This window comes from Paenibacillus pseudetheri (assembly GCF_924513355.1).
In the GTDB taxonomy this organism is placed as follows: Bacteria; Bacillota; Bacilli; order Paenibacillales; family Paenibacillaceae; genus Paenibacillus_AQ; species Paenibacillus_AQ pseudetheri.
The window spans coordinates 20182-40177 of sequence record NZ_CAKMAB010000024.1 but is presented as its reverse complement, the minus strand read 5'-3'; the positions used below and the strand labels follow the sequence as shown (position 1 = coordinate 40177).

13 protein-coding genes are annotated in these 19996 nt (G+C 48.8%); 10 read left to right on the top strand and 3 right to left on the bottom strand.

The window, feature by feature from the left end:
* The first annotated feature begins 131 nt into the window (after positions 1–131).
* Positions 132–3428 carry a chitinase N-terminal domain-containing protein gene (locus L1028_RS19685; protein ID WP_234538325.1) on the top strand — a complete coding sequence of 1099 codons (3297 nt, stop codon included), beginning with the start codon at positions 132–134 and terminating at the stop codon, positions 3426–3428.
* A gap of 231 nt (positions 3429–3659) precedes the next feature.
* A complete protein-coding gene (locus L1028_RS19680; protein ID WP_234538323.1) occupies positions 3660–4646 on the top strand; it encodes an alpha/beta fold hydrolase in 987 nt (328 codons plus the stop codon).
* Between the two features lie 216 nt (positions 4647–4862).
* Here L1028_RS19680 and L1028_RS19675 read toward each other — a convergent pair whose 3' ends face one another.
* The gene (locus L1028_RS19675) at positions 4863–6329 is read right to left on the bottom strand and encodes a LamG domain-containing protein (protein WP_234538320.1); all 1467 of its coding nucleotides are present in this window, start codon (positions 6327–6329) and stop codon (positions 4863–4865) included.
* A gap of 411 nt (positions 6330–6740) precedes the next feature.
* Between L1028_RS19675 and L1028_RS19670 the strand changes: the two genes are divergently transcribed.
* Positions 6741–7304 carry a hypothetical protein gene (locus tag L1028_RS19670; RefSeq protein ID WP_234538318.1) on the top strand — a complete coding sequence of 188 codons (564 nt, stop codon included), beginning with the start codon at positions 6741–6743 and terminating at the stop codon, positions 7302–7304.
* Between the two features lie 100 nt (positions 7305–7404).
* On the opposite strand, the gene L1028_RS19665 is transcribed toward L1028_RS19670, so the two are convergent.
* The gene (locus L1028_RS19665; RefSeq protein ID WP_234538316.1) at positions 7405–9000 is read right to left on the bottom strand and encodes a response regulator; all 1596 of its coding nucleotides are present in this window, start codon (positions 8998–9000) and stop codon (positions 7405–7407) included.
* The gene (locus L1028_RS19660) at positions 8981–10780 is read right to left on the bottom strand and encodes a sensor histidine kinase (protein WP_234538315.1); all 1800 of its coding nucleotides are present in this window, start codon (positions 10778–10780) and stop codon (positions 8981–8983) included. The genes L1028_RS19665 and L1028_RS19660 overlap by 20 nt, the downstream gene beginning before the upstream one ends.
* A 239-nt stretch (positions 10781–11019) precedes the next feature.
* Here L1028_RS19660 and L1028_RS19655 point away from each other — a divergent pair, with 239 nt between their 5' ends.
* The 7 genes from L1028_RS19655 to L1028_RS19625 all read left to right on the top strand — a co-directional run bounded on the left by L1028_RS19655 (position 11020) and on the right by L1028_RS19625 (position 19994).
* Positions 11020–12393 (top strand): ABC transporter substrate-binding protein, encoded by a 1374-nt coding sequence (locus tag L1028_RS19655; protein ID WP_234538313.1) that lies wholly within the window; start codon positions 11020–11022, stop codon positions 12391–12393.
* Positions 12394–12477: 84 nt separating this feature from the next.
* Positions 12478–13422 (top strand): carbohydrate ABC transporter permease, encoded by a 945-nt coding sequence (locus tag L1028_RS19650; RefSeq protein WP_234538311.1) that lies wholly within the window; start codon positions 12478–12480, stop codon positions 13420–13422.
* Positions 13423–13537: 115 nt separating this feature from the next.
* Positions 13538–14377: a carbohydrate ABC transporter permease gene (locus L1028_RS19645; RefSeq protein ID WP_234538309.1), complete on the top strand. Its 840-nt coding sequence runs from the start codon at positions 13538–13540 to the stop codon at positions 14375–14377.
* 30 nt (positions 14378–14407) lie between these two features.
* Positions 14408–15322, top strand: coding sequence for an N-acetylneuraminate lyase (locus tag L1028_RS19640; protein WP_234538306.1), 915 nt, complete (start codon positions 14408–14410; stop codon positions 15320–15322).
* Between the two features lie 194 nt (positions 15323–15516).
* Positions 15517–16320: a polysaccharide deacetylase family protein gene (locus L1028_RS19635; RefSeq protein ID WP_234538304.1), complete on the top strand. Its 804-nt coding sequence runs from the start codon at positions 15517–15519 to the stop codon at positions 16318–16320.
* A gap of 185 nt (positions 16321–16505) precedes the next feature.
* Complete coding sequence (locus L1028_RS19630; RefSeq protein ID WP_234538302.1) at positions 16506–18818, top strand: helix-turn-helix domain-containing protein; 2313 nt, start codon at positions 16506–16508, stop codon at positions 18816–18818.
* Between the two features lie 201 nt (positions 18819–19019).
* Positions 19020–19994, top strand: coding sequence for an ABC transporter permease (locus L1028_RS19625; protein ID WP_234538300.1), 975 nt, complete (start codon positions 19020–19022; stop codon positions 19992–19994).
* Positions 19995–19996: the final 2 nt, after the last annotated feature.

Below are 19996 nucleotides of genomic sequence, written 5' to 3'. Positions count from 1 at the left end.
GCCGAAAGTATAAATTTACAACACTTTACAAAAATCTATGTTTTTCCTAATCCTTATGAGATAGCATATTAGACGAAAGCGGTGGACAATTATGGAAAAATCCACCGACCTATATCCTAAGGAGGAAGAATATGAAGGAGAAGCATTCAGGTTGGAATAAGAAGCTGCTAAAAAGAATTCTGGTTGCATCTGTTGCCGTACCCCTGCATTTGTTCGCATTCGGAGCCGGCTCGGCGATATACGCTGAGGGGCCAAGCGACCCCGCCCCATTCATTGAAGCCAAAGTGGTCAACGAGCATGCAGGCCAGAAAATTCTGTTTGACAATACCCACGCGCAGACGGCTGGAGCGGCCGACTGGGTTATTGATGGCGCTTTTTCCGACTTTGGCAATGCGCTTGGGCAAGAAGGCTATTACGTCAAGGAGCTTCGTAAGACCACTCCGATTACGTTAGGCGATCTTTCCAGCTATGACGTCTTCGTCGTGGCTGAATCTAACATTCCATATAAATCCAGCGAGCAGGAAGCTATGGCGGACTACGTGGAGAACGGCGGCAGCATCTTCTTCATCGGCGATCATTACAATGCGGACCGCAATAAGAACCGCTGGGACGGCAATGAGGCATTCAACGGTTACCGCCGCGGAGCTTGGGACAACCCGGCCAAAGGCATGAGCACCGAAGAGGCCAGTTCCGCGGCAATGCAAGGCGTGGTCAGCTCCGACTGGCTGGCGGAAGAGTTCGGTGTCCGGTTCCGCTTCAATGCGCTAGGTGACATTAACGCGACCAACATCGTGGCTCCCGATCAGGCCTTCGGTATTACATCAGGAGTATCAAGTGTAGCCATGCATGCCGGCTCCACGCTGGCAATCCTCGACCCGACCCGGGCGAAGGGCATCGTCTATCTGCCGAAAACCAACAATGCTTGGGGCAACGCGGTGGACCAAGGTGTCTACAATGGCGGCGGCGTAGCGGAAGGTCCTTATGTGGCCGTGGCGAAAAAAGGTGCCGGCAAAGCCGCCTTTCTCGGCGACTCCTCCCCAGTCGAGGATGCCACACCGAAGTATTTGCGCGAGGATACTGGTGCCAAAAAAACGACTTACGATGGCTTCAAGGAGGCTGACGATGCTGAGCTCCTAGTGAACACCGTTAACTGGCTCGCCGAACAAGAGAGCTATACGGATTTCACCAAGGTAAGTGGCCTGACGCTGGATCAGCCGACGCAGCTGCTGCCGTTCGAAGAGCCGGCGCTTTCCACCGAGCCTCAGCCAGAGCCATGGGCCGCCCCGAATGCCGGCTACAAATGGTTTGACCGCACCAGCTACAAGGCGGGCTCTTACGGCGGACCGGCGGCTACTGCAAGTGCGGTGTACAATTTCACGCACCAAACGGTGCTGCCGAACGCGCAGGATTTCCAGATTCGTGTCAGCGCAGATAATCTCCCTGCCAATACGAGTGTATCAGGCTTCCAATTGGGTATCTACCAGGTGAGTAGCGGTGCCCAGATCGCCAAGATCCAAAACAGTGACGGCACTTGGCCGAGCAGCTATGCTTACAGCGCCAACTTTAGCCTGACATCAGACCTGAACGGCCATGCCTACAAAGATCTGACCGTGCAGATCAAACCGGGCACCACGGCTGCATCCAACCTGCGTCTGCGCCAGAACGGAACGAACCTGAAGACCGAATCAGTCACGCTCGGTAACGTCCCAGCAGAACCGCTGCCGGACGAGGAAGATCCGATTCCGGCGACCGTTTCCATCGGCGAAGCCCGGACCAAGATTGTTGGATCCTTGGTGACGGTTGAGGGGGTCGTAACGACTGAGCCGGGTATTTTCGGCGGGCAAACCTTTTATCTGCAGGATGAGACCGGCGGACTTTATGTCTACCAGAGCCAAAGTGGCTTCCATGCCGGCGACACGGTCAAGGTATCAGCGTCCACGGCGCTGTACAATTCGGAGCTAGAGTTGACCGAAGTTGTGCAGATCGAGAAGACCGGCACTGCGAAGCTGCCCGAGTCCGTTGACGTGCCGGCAGTGAACGATACCAATCAAGGTCAGCTGCTCAAGCTTAAAGACGTGAAAGTGACAAATTTTATCACCGCCACTCCAAGCGGTTCCTTTGAATTTGACGCCATCGCCGATGGCGGGACAAGCAATCACATCCGGGTGGATGCCCGGACGGGCATCACGAAAGACAGCTTCCCTTATGCGGAAGGGCAGAAGCTCGATATTACGGGCGTAGCCGCGATCTTCAAAGACGTATACCAACTAAAGCCTAGAAATCTCGGAGACTTCAGCATTGTGGAAGAAGTGGGGGCTCCGGTAACGACGGCGACGCTGTCGGCAAATCCGAACGCTTCCGGCTGGTTGAACCAGCCCACCGAAGTGACCCTGAAGGCCGACTCCGATACAGCTAAAGTTTATTACTCGCTGAACGGCGGTGCGGAAGCCGTATACAGCACTCCGTTGGCCGTAAGCAAAGATGGACGGCATACGCTGTCTTATCATGCGGTTTCAGGCAAGGGAAAGGCAGAAGAAACTAAGACACTGAGCCTTAATATCGACACGGTATCACCGACAGCGGAGCTGACGGAGTCCGGTCATGCGCTCGGCGATGTGGAGGAGGAAACCCAGCTTAAGTTTGTATTGGCTGCCGAAGATAATCTGTCCGGCGTCGCCTCCAAGCAGCTTCTGCTGGATGGACAGCCCATAGCTGACGGACAGACCCTGAATGCTGCGGAGCTGGGTGCCGGGTCCCATACTGTAAACTATGTCGTGACCGACGCCGCAGGCAATTCTGCCGAAAAGGGCTACACGTTCCAAATTACTGGCGGAGCGGCACTTGCAACTGACAAGCCTGGGCAGCCAGTGTTGTCTTCGAACAGCGGCTACGGTTATGGACTCAGTGACGGTAACTTTACCGTCACCATGAACCTCTGGTGGGGCAATAACGCTACCAGCTACAAGCTTTATGAGAATGGCACACTGATCGATTCCAAGTCTCTGAAGGATGTATCTCCGTCCGCGCAGACGGCAAGCACAGCGCTTCACGGTAAGCCGAATGGCACCTATATATACACAGTGGAGCTTACCAACAAATACGGCACAACCAAGAGCCAGCCGCTCACGGTGACGATCCGCGATGCCGCACCGGGCAAGCCGGTCCTGGCCCATGACAACTGGGACGGAGACGGCTCTTATAAAGTAACGATGAATCTGTGGTGGGGCACTAATGCCACAGAGTACCGCCTTTATGAGAACGGGCAACTGATCGACACGCAAGCGCTAAACGCCAACACGCCTTCGGCGCAGAGCGCTACGACTGATGTCACTGGCCGCGCTTCCGGTATGTATGAATACCGGGCAGAGCTGGTTAATGCAGCGGGAGAGACCATAAGTGATATCATCAAGGTAACCGTCAACAATTAATACGATGAGCGATTAAATCTTGTAAGAAGTATTCCATGATGTTGCATTCCGATTTGCTGTTGATCTAAATATGTCTCCAGGAGGTGCTTATATCTTTCAGATATAACGCCTCCTTTTTGACATGTTCATATTCCGTTCACATTGTCGTCACGATGAGTACATCTTAGTTGATTACACTTTGAATATGTCGTCAAGGCGGCACTTCAGATACAGAGACAAGGAAGGGAAGAGATGAACGTGGCAAATAAGGTAGAAATAAAAACAACTGGGACTAAGAGCCACAAGAAACGGAACCTATGGTTAAAAATAATCGGAGGTATTGTAGGGGCGCTCGTGCTGTTCATGGGCATCGTGTTTATCGTTGATGCAATCAGCGATGGGATAGAGAAAAAGAAAATCGAATCCTATGGCCAGTATGTCAATGTGGATGGGAAAAAGATGAATGTGCTCATTCAAGGCAGCGGAGAACAAACCGTTGTACTCCTACCGGGACAAGGAACCCCGTCGCCTGCACTTGATTTCAAATTGCTGATCGATGAAATTACCCCTAATTATAAAGTCGTGTTGGTCGAGCCTTTCGGTTATGGTTTGAGCGATGAAACCGAGAAGGAAAGAACGACGGAGAATATAGTAAGTGAGGTTCACGAAGCTCTGCAGCAACTGGGTGTTGACAATTACATTCTAATGGGACATTCCATCGCGGGACTTTACGGAGCAACCTATGTGAACACTTATCCGGATGAAGTTCTTGCTTTTGTCGGTATCGATAGCAGCGTCCCCAATCAACCCGGGATGGATGTCAAATTACCTTTGAAATCCATGCAATTTCTTCAAAAATCAGGTCTGATGAGATTGTTCCAAAAAGTGAGCGGAGATGCGTATAAATCGCTTGCATTCGATGAGCATACCAAAGAACAGATGCGTTTGATATCGAATCAAGTCGCGACCAATCCAACGTTGATGAATGAACTGAGCCACCTCGGTTCCAATTTTAAAAATGGAGAAAAACTCACAATGCCAAAAGACTTGCCGTTGCTTCTCTTTGTTCAATCGAATAATGAGCACAATAAACAGTGGATTCCGCTTCATGAAGAGCAAGTCAAACAATCCGCACAGGGAAAAATGATCCCGATGGAAGGTTCTCATTACCTGCATCATACAAAATACAAAGAAATCGCTGAGGAATTCAAAGCTTACATGAAACAAATCCAATTGTAGGGTTGATAATTAAACTGTGGTGCCGAAATTGAAGTGCACCCTCTAGAATTTCATCGGATAAACCAGGGGTTTTATCCAATGTCTATTCTAAGGGGTGCACTTCATAATGCATTAGGGTGTTTTTGTTTGATTCCAATTCTTGTGTCACATCTGCCGATCAAGAGAGAATCAGCGTTAAGGTCCAAGTACTTGTCCTACAAGGAACTGTACACTGATTTAATCACCTACAATTTCGTTCAGTAAAAGTTCTTCCGTTAACGCATAGCGGTACAGCCGAACCTCGTCGATTAGACCGTTCATTGTGGAGGACGAGTTATGTCCGGCGGTCAACGACAGTTTGTTCGAGATGTTACCTCCGAGCAGCGAATTATTTTCTCCAACTAATATACCGTCTACATACAGTCTCAGTCCCGTGTCCCGATCCGCTACAGCCGCGACAAGATGCCAGTTGCCGTCTGTATACGTCTGGGTCGATTGCACGACATCGGCAGTGCTACCGTAATCGAGCCAGAATTGAATTGTATTGTTGCTCTCGATTCGCAGGGCATAGGAAGCGTTCGTATCCCCTTTATTTATGATGTATTTCGGCGTCCCGACAACATTGGTTCTAAACCAAGCGGTCAGGCTAAAGTCTTGGTCTGTGCCGAAGTCGTAGATGCCGGAATCCGGATCACCAAGCTTGACGAATTGTCCACTTCCCGAGAATTGGACAGCTCCACCTGATTTGCCTGATGAGCAGCGAGCCACGCCATTCAAAAGCATCCCGTATTCGTAATCGCTTATATCGTTGGCTGTGATAATGCCGCTTCCCACCGTCGGTTCGTCAAAGCTCCAACTGCCAGCGACACCACCAAGAGCAAGCATATCATGTTCTTCTAAGACATAATTGAATAATTTAACCTCAGAAATCAGCCCCTTTAACGTCAAAGCTGAATTAGAACCAATCGTCAGGGGGAGGTTGCTAGCTATGTCGCCTCCCAGGAACGCAGACGATTGCGCGACAATCGATCCGTCGACGTATAACCGCAGTCCGGCATCGCGGTCTGCCGCGCCAGCGACATGATGCCACTTACCGTCCGCTAAGGAAACGGCGGACTGCACTGCATCGAACGTACTCCCGTAATCGAGCAAGAATCGGAGTGAGCCGTCCGCTTCGAAGCGAAGCCAGAAGGAGCCGTTGGTATCGCCTTTGTTCACGATATATTGGATCGATCCGGTATGGCTTGTCTTGACCCATGCCGAGACAGTAAAGTCCTGCGTCGAGCCGAAGTCAAACGAGCCGTCCGCAGAATGGCCAAGGTTGACGTGATCGGCAGCTTGGGAGAAGCTCAGTGCTGGACCAAATTGCCCTTCCGCGCCCGGTACTGCACCTGAGATCGATCCGTCGTGTCCTGCACCTGATGTATCAACGGCCGTCATACCGGCTGTTTCGTACAGCGGCCAGCTCCCGAGCAATGAGCGTTTCCACCAGATACGCGACACGATGGTACTGTTAGGCTGGAGCGAATTCCATTCATTGCTGGTCACAATACTTAGCTCTGGCGTAACATCCAGCGTGCCAAAGTTCCCGAGCTGCGCACGGTCGGTCGTGTTCGGCATCACGTTGTGCTCTGTTTCCTTCTTAAGCCTAAGCGTCTCCGGATTCATCTTGGCCATCCATAGAGGCGCCCGATATCGGAACACATCCGAATTGACGGGATCTTGCCGAGTATAAACGAGAAACAAGCCGTCCGGTCGCGTAATCCAATGCATCTGCGTATTCATGCTGCCGACGATGGGAGTGCCGTCTTCCCACTGTAGATCAACGGCGGGCTGCCAGTCGATACCGTTGACGCTCTTGGTCAAACGATTATTCGTGTCATCACGGCTCGTCAGGAAGTATTCGCCGCCGAACTTGGTCAGCGAAGCCTCGATACCTGAACGATTGCCGTGTACGCCGGTGTTCGGGACAGTACCGCTCATGCTTTCGTATATCAATGAGGTCCCGTCGAAGGAGGCGGTCACAACTTGCAGCGCGCCAGAGCCGGAGGTCGAATGAATTGGCCATAACACCTTGCCCGTCTGCTCGTCTATGTGCGGATAAGAGCTTCCCGCATGACCGAATACTTGCGGCCAATCAAAAAGTTGCCAATCTGCACTCCAGGCTTCGATAGTTGGGTCGAATACGGCGTATGCAGGATAGGTTTGCTTTTTGCCGTAATTGGCGTCGTACGACTGCGCCATGCCAAGCAGTATGATCTTGCCGGTTGCAGCATGATAGACAGGAACGGGATCGATGAGCATGCCCCTGTAGCCATTCGGAAGTGTCTTCCAATCGTATTGCGGGATAACGTTGTAAGGCGTCCAGCTATCACCAAGATTAGTACTGACCGTGTAGGCGATGTCATAAAACACGTCGGAGTGGTTGTCGTTCAAATCTTTGGATGCCGTGCACAATATCGCCGGAGTGCCCTTTTGACCTTGTCCCGGCAGGGTGGCACAACGCGAATGAGACCACCAGAAATCATTGGTGCCATCATTTGCATAGATCCGTTTCGGATCGACACGGTAACCGGTAGCGGCTGCTGGCACAGCCAAAGCCGCCATAAGACAAACGAGCAGCAAACAGGAAACAGCTTGTTTCAAAAGAATCATCAGCTCCTTGGACATAAAATATAAAGCGCTTACATTAAGAATCATACCAAATCAACTCTTTCTAACCTATTGGATAGAGTCTAGATTTGGTAGATTATATTAATCTTTTAGGCGGTATGGCCGATCAAGTTTCGCGATTGCGGTATTCGGTCGGTGTCAGGCCAGTCCTTTTTTTGAACAGACGGCAGAAATATTTCTCGTCTTGGTAGCCGGAGCGGAGTGCCACCTCATAGGTTTTCAGAGAGGTTTCCGCAAGTAATCGTCTCGCTTCGGCAAGCCGTATTTCGGTCAAGTAATCCGACAGGTTGATGCCTTGGACCTGCTTGAACAAAAAGCTTAGGTAGACGGGCGACAAGTAGACTGCTTGTGCTGCTGTCTCCAGCGTCACATACTCCCTGAAATGATCCTCGATAAATCGCTTTGTCTTTTCCACGATCGCGTTTTTACCGACTTTGCGAAAATCGAGGGTCCGCCGCAGGAGTACATCCAGATAGCGTCGCATTTCTTCCACTAACTGCTCCAGCGTAGACGTCTCGAAGAACATCGTAATCTGACCAGCGGGAAGCAGTTCGTCGAGTGCCAGCTTCGGGTGCATGCCCATCAGCGAGTCCGCAGCTGCCACCATGTGCTGAAGTGCAATGGATTTGGTCACTTGTACAGGATAGTCGCGGCTCTTCAAATGTTGGATAAAGTCCTCTAGCCATCGGGTGAGCTGATCGGGATTACCGACTTTGAGCGCAAGTTGAAGCGCTTCGTCAACTGGAGTGGAAGCTGGAAACATCTGATTCGGTGAGACGGTATTTTCCCATTCCAGATCCTCAACAAACACGACTTGGTTTGGACCGGTATAGTATTTGTACTCCAACGCCGTCCGAGCCGATTGATAGAGATGTTTGCCCTCCGTATTGAGGCTCATCCCTTGCACCGATACCCCGATCATCACCATATAGTGAAGCGCCTCGCGCAGATTACTTACCAGTCTGCACAAATCCTCCCGAAACTGAGCCTTCTGCGACGATGTGACATTGGCCTGCAGAATGAATCGGTTGTGCTCAGGACAAATCAAGAATTTGTCAGGCCATGCCGCAAGCGTCTCCTCAGCTATATTCATAACAGCAAAGTTCATCAACTGCTGATCTTCGTAAGAGTAGTTTTTCGGAAAGTCCGGATCTTCGTCGAGCTCGATGATTGCTAGATATACGGGACCGATCCGTAGAGGGATGTGTAGGAACTCCGTTTTTTCCACGAACAGATCGTCGTTGAAGCAGGCGCCCTCAAGCAAAGAAGTAAGAAAACGGAAACGGATCAGCGGCAGATGGTCCTTAAGTTGACTTTTGAGCTTTTGCTCATCTTTCCATTGCTGTTGGATGGATAGGACAACATTCAGCAGCTGGTCGAGATCCGGCGGCTTTAGTAAATAATCCAGGGCGCCTAGCTTGAGCGCCTGCTGTGCGTACGTGAACTCGTCGTGTCCGCTCAAGATGACCGATTTAACCGGCAGTTCCCGCTCATGGATTTCCTGCAGCAGCTCCAGGCCAGTTTTGCCCGGCATCCGGCAATCCAGTAACAGCAGATCAGGCTTGTCTCGCTCGATGAGCTCCAGCGCTTCATCTCCGTTATCGGCAGGCGGAAGCCAAGTAAAACCGTGCTCCTCCCATGGAATAAGGGCACGAAGGGCTTGAGGCACGATGGGTTCGTCGTCAATGACCATGATTTTCATAAAGCAGCCTCCATTGGTTTTCGTCTGATATGAGCGGGATAACCAGGATAACACGAGTGCCATGCCCCAGTTCGCTCTCAATACGTAGTGCGTATTCCGGCCCGAACATCATCGTCAGCCTTTCATTGACGTTACGGATGCCATAACCGGTGCCGCTGGTATCACTTTCAAGCAGAGAACTTGCCATTTCCGGGCTCATGCCGCATCCATCGTCTTTGACGACAAATTCAACCCGCTGCTCGTCCAGTTTTCTTCCTCTGATCGAGAGCGTGCCGGGCTGTGCCCGCTTTGTACTAAAGGCATGCAGAATCGCGTTTTCCACCAATGGCTGCAGCAGCAGCTTCATCATATAGAAATGAATGATGTCAGGATCGATCTCATAACAAGGAATGAATCGGTTCGGAAAGCGGGCATATTGGATATGAATATAGGCCTTGACCTGGCTCAGCTCCTGCCGAATCGTATAATAATCCTTCCCCTTGTTAAGAGAAAGACGGAAGAGCTCAGTCAGGGATTGCGTTACCTGGGCTGTATTATCGTCACCGTTCATTTTGGATTTGAGGAAAATATAGTCCAGCGTATTGTACAGAAAGTGCGGTTCGATCTGAGTCTGAAGCGTCTTAAGCTCAATCATCTTTTGTTTTGTCTGACTAATGTACACTTTCTGAATGAGACTGTTCGTTTCCATGACCATATCATTGTACTTTTGGGTAAGCAATCCAATCTCATCTCGTGAGGTGACCTCTACATTCTGGTTGAAGTCGCCCCGTTTGAAGTTGTTCATGGAACGGAGCAACTTCTTAATCGGTTTTGTAATACTGCGTGATAGGAATACCGAGCAGAACCCGACGAGAGCGAGCAGCGATAATGATAGCGCCAGAGTCACGTTAAGCATGATGCGGTGTTGGCTGCGGATGATTTCCAGCGGCGTGAGGCTCACAATGTTCCATTTATAAGGTTCTACGACCGTGCTGGCGACGGAATAACGCTTTCCGTTAATATCATAGATCTCCGAATGCGACTTGAGTGACAGCTGCTGCTTGAGTTTCAGATCGTCCATCAGCGTTTTTTTTAACATGTTGTCCTGACTTTTGCTCGATACAAGATTGTAGTTGTCATCAAAAATAAAGATGTTAGACGAGCGCACAATCTCGATGTCCTGAATGATATTGCCGATAGCGTCACGATTAACACCCATAAAAAGCAAACCGAGCTTGTTGTCCGGGTCATATAAATCGACGATTCGCCGTCCAATCATAATTTCATTGTAGCTGTGCCCGAATGTAAATAGGGGGGTGCTGTAATACGTCCAGAATGCCTCGCCGTCCCGGGATGCAACAGCGGTGTATAGCGGCATCTCGGCGAAGTCGGAATAAGGGATGACCTGCCGGAAAAACTCGCTGAAATCACGGTACAAAAAGCCGTTTTGGCCGTAGATGACAAGGAAGCTAACGTATTTTTTGGCGGCTTTGATGTTGTCGAGATAAGCAAGTGCGGCAGCCTGTTCAGTGTTGACCGGTCCGTTATAATCCCGGCTGAGCAAGCTTTGTAAGCTAACGTTATTCATAATGTAGGAAGTAATGTCGCCGGCGTCGTCCAGCATCAGCTTGATATTGTTGCCGATCAAGCGTACCGTCTGAGCTTGATTTTGCTCCGTTTCCTTCTCTAGAGAGGAGGTTGCGATTCGAAACGAAAAGAAGCCGAGCGTCAGCAGCGGAATGAGGACGAGTAGTACAAAGGATAAGAATAGTTTCGTTTGCAGATGTCTGAATACGAACATGGAATACCTCCCAACAGGCGGCGCTTGATCATCCGCATAGGAAAATAATGCTATAAACATTTAATACTGTTACATTAGCAAATCCTTTCTCTACATTCAATATGGAGGTAGAAGATCGAAACCAGTTCCTTGACGAAGTCCACTAAACCTTGAAATTGCCGCATTGTTGCGTATCGAATCTGCGGGTAAGATGGGATTGTGCACAAGCAAGACAAGTCCAAACGGGAGGATGAGCAGATATGCGCAGGGGGAAAAAGAGATTTGGGTTCGGTGCGGCGGTTGTTGCACTGTCGCTCTTAGCGAGCGGATGCGGAACATCTGGCGGGAAAAACGCAGCTGAGAATGGAAAGAACAGCCAGCCGCCATCTACGGCGGCAAGTGGAGGGGCCATCGACTGGAACACGGTCAAGGCTGACATCCGGTTCGTCTATCCGGGAACTTCGGAGGCGGAGAAAGAGCTGGCTGAACAGTTCAAGGCGAGAATGAAGGAAAAATATCCGAACGTCAATATTGAGTACATGTATCTGTCGTGGGCCGATATGGAGAAAAAACTATCCGTCATGTTAAATTCGGGGGACGTCCCAGATCTCACACAAACGCAAGACATCACCAATTTGGTTCGATTGAACGGCTTGGAAGACTTGACCCCCTATTTTGAACAAGAAGGCGAGCATTTGAAGAAAGACGATTTTCTGCCGGGTACGATGGAATATGCCCAAGAGGACGGCAAACTGTACGCTGTACCGAATCTAGCGAACTCCTTCACGATGATCGTCAATGAGAAAATGCTGAACGAAGCAGGCATGAAGCTGGAGGACTTGCAAACGTGGGAAGATGTTGAGAAAGCAGCCAAGGCGATGACGAAAGACGGCAAGTACGGTTTCGGCTATCCGCTTGGAACAGCCCGGTTCGCATTCCGTGTGCCGTTCACGGCCGCATATAGCAATAACCTGCTGCTGAGCGATACGTCAGCTGAGAGCAAAAACAGATACCTGGAAACGCTTCAGCATTTCAAAAATCTGGAGCCTTATCAGCCGAAAGCGCATCTGACCTGGGGTTACCCGGAAATGTTCCGCGCATACAGCAATGGCGAGGTTGGCATGATTACGGCGGGAACGTTCTTTACAGCCAATGTATACAGCATCAACCCAGATATCGTCAATGTCTCCCGTACAATTGCGTATCCGAAGGGGCCTTCAGGCACATCAGCCAAAGCGCCGGTATCGAACGTCGGCATCGCGATGTTCAAGGACAGCAAAAACAAGGAAGTCGCCTGGAGACTCATTCAGGAATGGTCATCCCAGGAATTTAACAGCACGGCAGCATCCGTCGTCAACGTGACGGCGATCAAGAGTACAAGCCTCGATGAAATTATCAAGAAGTCGGAAAAAATTTATCCAAAAGCGATAGAGGGGCACAAGACGATGCTGAACGACTTCAGCAAGCTGCTGGATGAATCCGGCGTTCCGATGGACAAAATTCCGGGACAAAGCGAAATGGAAGTCATCGTTCAGGAACAGATGGCCAAGCTGCTAAACGACAAAGTGACGGTTGAAGAGGCATATGCCTCCATCAAAGACGGCATTGACAAAATCAAGGCAAAACTGGAATAGGCCAGACTCCCGTGGACCTGCATGCCGAGCCATTGCAGCTTCACGGGATGTTAAGGGACCGGTGAAGGAAAGGAAGCGTAAGAAATGTCCGACATACTGAGGCTAGATAGGCAGGATCCGCCGCTTAACCGACAGCGGGGACGCGTTTCGGCGTTTTTTCGGGAATTCGGCTTCGGGTATTTTTTGCTGGCGCCCGTAGTCCTTTATATTGTGGTATTTCAATTTTATCCGCTTGTGGAAACGGTCCGGCTGAGCTTGTACGACTATTCGCTCATCTCCGGACGTGGCATGTCGTTCAACGGCTTCGGCAATTACAAGGAGCTGCTCGTGAATGACGGAGCTTTCTGGCAAATTTTCTGGAACAGCTTCATCTGGGTTCTGGGCTCCACTGCCCTTCAATTCGCGATTGCAATACCCGCCGCAATTATTCTGTTCAGTAAGATAAGGTTCAGAGGGCTGTGGCGTGGATTGATGATGGTTCCATGGGTATCGCCGGTCGTCATTATCGGCATTGTCTGGAAGTGGATTTACGACGGTCATTACGGACTATTCAACCATTATTTAAAAATGTTTCACTTGATTTCGGAAAATATCGTCTGGCTTGGAGATGAACAACTGGTCTGGCCCGCACTGCTGCTAACATCGGCGTGGAAAGGATTCCCTTATATTACGCTGATGATGCTATCTGGACTCACGGGCATCTCCCAGGAAATGATCGAGGCGGCGCATATGGATGGGGCCTCCGCGTGGCAGCGGTTTACCCGGATTACGCTGCCAATGCTCAAGCCGATCATGTACGTGACTGGGCTTGTCAGCATTGTCTCCTCCTGGACCAAATTCGAAATGATATGGGCGCTGACGAACGGTGGACCGGGCTATTCGACCAGTATTTTGCCGACGTATTTATATACGAATTCATTCGTTTACTTCGATCTCGGCAAAGGTTCGGCCATCGCTACGCTGTCGATGGCGATGGTATTGATTCTCGTCGGTATTTACTCGCGTCTGTTCGGCCGAAACCTAGAATAGGCATCAGAGGAACGATATTATACCCGATTAAAACGATGTTCTAACGAGTCTTGGTCCTGCTTGTACTATGCCGGGTAGGACCACTAACAACGATGCATGATTCGAGGTGCGACTTATGAAAGAGTCTTTTGCTCAAAGAACGGCAAATTATGTCTGGCTTGCGCTGTTGATGGTATTCACGCTGCTGCCGTTCGCTTGGCTGATCGTCACGACGCTGAAGTCGGACACGGAAATGTTCTCAACGATACCGACATGGATCGTGGACCATTTGACTTGGGATCATTACAGCTGGGCGCTTGGCGATGTAGGATTACAATTGCCCCGACTGCTGCTCAACTCAATTATCGTATGCGGTATCACCGCACTGGTTACAGGAGCCATCGCCTGCATTAGCGGCTATGGTCTGGCCCGTTATAAGGTGCCCGGCGTCAGCCTGGTCGTCGTGCTAATCGTGCTGGCCCAGATGATTCAGGGGCCGTTGATCATGATTCCCTGGTACAAAATAGCGGCAGCGTTTTCACTGCTGAATACGAAGGCGATTCTGGTCTTAATTTACGGGACACTGACGATACCTGTTGGTGTGTGGATTATGAGCGGGTTTTTCCGCACCATACCGCCCGAGCTGGAGGAAGCAGCGGCGATTGACGGATCAGGCAAGTGGCGGACGCTGTTCACGGTCATTATTCCGCTTAGTTTGCCGGGGTTGGTGTCAATCACGCTATATGCATTTATTCTCGGATGGAACGACTACCAGTACTCGCTCATTTTAACCAGCTCAATCGACGCGAAGACCGTTCAAGTCGGCATCGCCGAATTGATGGAAAGCATGGGTTCGACCAACTGGGGCGGATTGCTCGCAAGCGGGGTTATCGTTATTTTACCGATTATCGTTATTTTCTCATTTATTCAGAAATATTTGATTGAGGGAATGACCGCAGGGAGCGTAAAGGGTTGATAGTTTTTTTAAAAAAAGGAGCCGATAAAGATGACTAATTCGTATGATTTCAAAGGCGTGTATACCGCGCTTATTACGCCGATGCACGATGACGGCAGTATTGATCATGAGTCACTTGCCCGTTTAGTTCGACATTTGCAAAGCCAGGGCGTTAAAGGGTTCTATGTTGGCGGAAGTACTGGTGAGGGCTTCATCCTGAATACGGTGGAGAGGCAAGAGGTGCTCGAGACAGTCGTCCGCGCGGCGGAGAGGAAGTCAACGATCATTGCCCACGTCGGAGCCATAGGTACAGAAGCTTCGATCGAGTTGGCGCGTCATGCCGAACGGCAGGGCGTCGATGCGATGTCGGCAGTGGTGCCGTTTTATTACAAGACGACAGTAGAACAGATCAAGGAACACTATATTGCAATTATGGCCGCTGTCCCGCTGCCGATGCTTATCTATCATTACCCGGGAGCGACAGGTGTCCAATTATCGATGGATTTCTACGAGGAGATGGCCCAGCATCCCCAATGCATCGGCGTCAAATTCACATCGCTCAACCTGTTCGAGATGCAGCAAATTCGTGCACGCTGTGGAGACCGCTTTCTGATCTTCAACGGACATGATGAGGTGTATGCGGCAGGCGCTCTCACTGGAGCCGACGGCGCTATAGGCAGCACTTATAATATGATGGCTCCATTATTCGTCCAGATGTATCAAGAAGCGGAGCTTGGGAACTGGTCAAGTCTGTCAGAACTGCAGGCCGAGGCGAATGAGGTCATTGCGAATATGGTATCTTTCGACGTGATCCCTTACGAGAAGTATATTTGCTATGCACAAGGCATTATCCGCTCGTACAGAGCAAGGCAGCCGCTAAAGCAACTGACGGAGGTAGAGACAGCGGCAATCCGAACGTTTTATGAAAAAAGTGCTGTTTTGAAGGTATCGGCTTATCAAGTGTAATAAATTGATGATGACAATGGAACCGCTCCCTTGCTATTTTGGAAATCCCCCCATAAAACCTGAACATTTACCCAAGTTTTGAGGGGGGATATCCTTTACATTTATAATAGAGCCTTTTGAAAGGGAACAATAAAACAAGCGGATCACGTCTATCAGCGGAAGATCGATAAGACGGTGAATGTGAGGAGGATCCTATGCCTAATGTACAACTGACGTTCCCTGAGGGGAAACATAAGGTACTCACGATGAGTTATGATGACGGAAGATCAGCCGATAGACGATTGTTGCACTTATTCAATCAATATGGCATTAAAGGAACTTTCCATTTAAATTCAGGCCTGGCCGGACATCACGATCGAATTCCTTTGGAAGAAGTCAAGGATCTGTACAAAGGCCATGAAATCGCGGTGCATACGGTTACGCATCCGACACTAACACGATGTTCAAGGGAGCAAATCGTCGGTGAGGTGATTGAAGACAGGAAGTCTATAGAACGAGTCACAAGCTACCCGGTCAGAGGGTTTTCCTATCCTAACGGTTCATTCAACCGCCAGATCCAAGAGATGCTCCCACACCTCGGGATCGAATATGCCAGAACTGTCCTAAGTCATGGCGATTTTCACCTGCCAGATGATTACTTCGCGTGGAACCCGACCTGTCACCACAACCAAAACCTTCTTGCGTTGACTGAGACATTCAAGCAATTTGGTCGAAGACAGCATCTCTATTTAATGTATATCTGGGGACACAGCTACGAGTTTGATCAAGACAATAATTGGGAACTAATCGAGAGCTTTTGTGAATCGGTTAGTGGTCGTGAGGATATATGGTATGCGACGAACATCGAAATCGTAGATTACATGCGAATCTATCAGAGCCTACGTTTTTCTGCTGCGATGGATCTTGTATACAATTCCTCTTATCATTCGATATGGTTAGAAGTGAATGGTGAAGTCATTGAAGTGAAAGGCGGTAGTCAAGTAATACTGGTACGGTAATCTGCTCACGCAAAACAACGAATTCGTAATCAAGATAGATTCCCTTTTGTCCATCAAGGCTCTTAATAAGAGAGAAACGATGGAACAGGAGGGAATTTTTCCTATCTCTAGAATTTTAAAGAGTGATATAGGAATTCACGACGAAATGAACAACATCCAATCATCTGCTGAGGGAGGGATATGTTATGCGTTTAAGTATTTCGGGGAAAGTTATGATGATTTATGGATCGATCTTTATCATCGTTATTATCCTTACCTTTAGCTTGTCTTATTTCGGGATGGTAGGACGTCTGCGGAGCGATTTGAAAGATACACATATTGCGCTACTCAAGCAGATCGACGATAAGATCGAACTCGTGTTTCGCTCAACAGAGAAAGATTTGCTGAATTTGTCTGAACAACTTGAATATGTGTATTTCATGTATGACAGTTTCGATGATGTCTCACAGAAGTATGCGAATTTCTTCGGTTTATCGAACAAATTAAAAACGATGGTTCATGCCAACGATCAATTTTCCTCCGTCTTTGTCTACTCGAATACGAGCGGTGATGTATTGACAGATAAAGCTTATATCAACAAAAACGAAGCAGAAGATCATTGGTTAGAAAGTTATCTAGATATGGATGGTTATACGAAGTGGATCGCGACGCACAAAATATGGGATGGAGAGAAAATGCAGGATGTCGTCACGTTGATCCGGCCCTATCCGCTAATAAGTAGTCCAGATTACCGGAAAGGTCTTGTAGCTGTCAATATTAATGAAGAGGTACTCTACCGCATGATTAGCGATGTATTCGAGGGCAATCAAGAGGGAATACATACGTTCATCATCGATAACAAAGGGAACATCGTGACGCATGATGACAAATCACAATTATATAAGAATATGACAGACATTCCTTACATCAACCGGATATTAGACGAGAAGGGGAATGGACAATTCGCAGTCGAATGGAATGGAGGCAAGCAGTCCATCTTCTATACGAAGTCCAATTATACGGGTTGGAGAATTGTAAGTGTTATTCCTGAGACTCAGTTGTACCATCCATTGGCATCGATTCGAAATCTCATGATCGGGATTGTTGTCTTGATGGTCGTACTCGCATTATCCGTGCTGTTCTTCGTGAACCGTCGAACCTTTAGACCGCTGGATCGCTTGGCAAATAAAATGACTGGCGCATTCAAGCCAATGAAGCCGGAGCACGCCGCCAGACTTGATTATTTAGAGACGGTGTTTGACCAAATGTTCATGGATCGCGAGCAGTTGGAGCAGCGAGTTCGGGATTCCAAGCCAATCCTGAAATGGAGAATCGTGATGGATATGTTAGCGGGTTATCGAACTGAGTATTCGTCCGTAAGCCTCCAATTAGAATTTACTGGGTTTCCATTGCATCCGAGCATGTTTGTCGTCTGTACGGCCGAGATTGAGAAAGAAGGCAGTATGAGCTCCAAGGATGAGACACTATATACCTACGTGCTCTGTAATGTCGCCGAAGAATTGATCAATATGGAGACCGCCGGCATTGCAATCGATTTAGGTTCAGGTAGATCTGCCATTATTTTCAGCTTCGCAGAAGGAGAAGTGGAACAGAACCATTTGCAAGCCTTAACGATTCTTGAACTCATCCTGGACATTATGAAGCATCAGTTCGGATTACGCGTAACGGCCGGGGTAGGTAGATGTTATTCCGATATGAAGGATATTCCGACATCGTATGAACAATCACAAAAAGCACTGCAATATCGCATGGTGTTCGGCAGCCATGCCGTTATCTCATTTGAAGATTTGACCGGCTCGGATAATCAATATTATTACCGGCTCATTAAAATGACAGAGCGTATTATTGAAGCGCTTAGGCACACCGAGATCGAGAAAATCAGGAAAATTGTTGCACTCTTATACCAGGAGGCGATAGGGAACGGTCTGTCGCCGGAGCTCATCCGGCATTTATCCTATGAGCTGGTGATGAAATCGTTGCAGGCCATTGCTGCGACAGGCATTGAAACTGACAAAGTACTAGATAGCATGGGCAATCTTCACGAACGAATGAACCGTTGTCATGATTGGAAGGTGCTGGAGCATATCGTGCTGGACGTGCTAACGCAGATAGCATGCAAAGTTAAAGAGAAACGGGAGCAACGGGGCAGTAATAAATTGATCGAGGCCATGTTGATCTATATCGAGGAGCATTATAGAGAAAGCGAATTTTCACTTGCACAGTTGGCTGATCAGTTTGAGCTCACGCCTACGTACATCAGCAAATTGTTCAAAGAGCATACCGAGAAGAACTTCATTGATTACTTGATTGAGACACGGATTAAAGCTGCTGTTGGTTTGCTCATAGATAAGAATCGCAAAATCAACGATATTGCCGAAGAGGTTGGGTATAACAATACTCGAAGCTTTTTACGGGCATTTAAGAAATATACAGGCATGACGCCTTCGGAACATCGGGATTGGATGCTAGATACGAATGCCGAAATCGCCGTGGAATAAGATTTTTACGAATCTCATCACAAAAAAATGAACGAAGCATAAAAAATGCGACCCGACATCTTGTAAGAAAAGTCACTCATAGCATAAGGCGTCACTTTCCGGGTTAAGGCTTCTTATCCTACAATTTGAATCGTAGCACTCATCAGTCGCATGTCTTCATGCGAAAGGGTGAGGCGAGATGATGTGAAAGGATGAGAACATATGAAGGGGAGGTTAGCGACAGCGAAATCGCAGGCCAGATCGCATGTAGTACAAAACGGAACACACAGGCGGTCGATCTGGAGTAGAATGCTGCAGGACAAACATTTATATCTTATGCTTGTGCCTGTCATCGGATTTTATTTTCTGTTTAAATACGTGCCCATTGTCGGAGAGGTCATTGCTTTTAAAGATTACAGATTCTCGGACGGTGTATTCGGCAGCGTTTGGGTTGGATTCAAACATTTTCAAATGATTTTCGCAAGCTCAGATTTTTGGAGGATTCTAAGAAACACGCTTGTTCTTAACTTATATAGTCTGGTGTTCGGCTTTCCAGTTCCGATACTACTAGCTCTCTTATTAAATGAAGTTCGTCGTAACTGGTATAAGCGGATCGTGCAAAATATGCTGTACATTCCCCACTTTATGTCGTGGGCAGTGCTAGGGAGCATTGTTATTGCTGCGTTATCTCCGAGTACGGGAATCGTGAACCTTCTATTGAAGAAAATAACCGGCGGGGAAAGCATCTATTTTATGGCAGATTCGTTCTGGTGGCCTATTGCCTATACCATTGCAGGGATTTGGCGAGAAGCTGGTTGGGGAACAATTCTTTATCTGGCGGCCATGGCTTCGATTGATCCTCAGCTCTATGAAGCAGCTAAAATCGACGGCGCCGCCAAACTGCGGCAAATCTGGCATATCACATTGCCCGGTATTCGCGGTACCATAGCCATTTTGCTCGTTCTTCGAATGGGACAAATGATGGATGTCGGATTGGAGCAGACCCTTGTTCTCCAGAATAATTCCGTACTGGATGTGGCCGATGTCATTAGTACGTATGTGTATAGGGTAGGGCTTCAGAACATGAACTACAGCTACACGACGGCCATCGGTTTGTTTCAATCCATCATTGGTGTCATTCTTATTCTCAGCGTCAATCGACTGATCCGACTTTTCGGGGAACGGGGGTTGTGGTGATC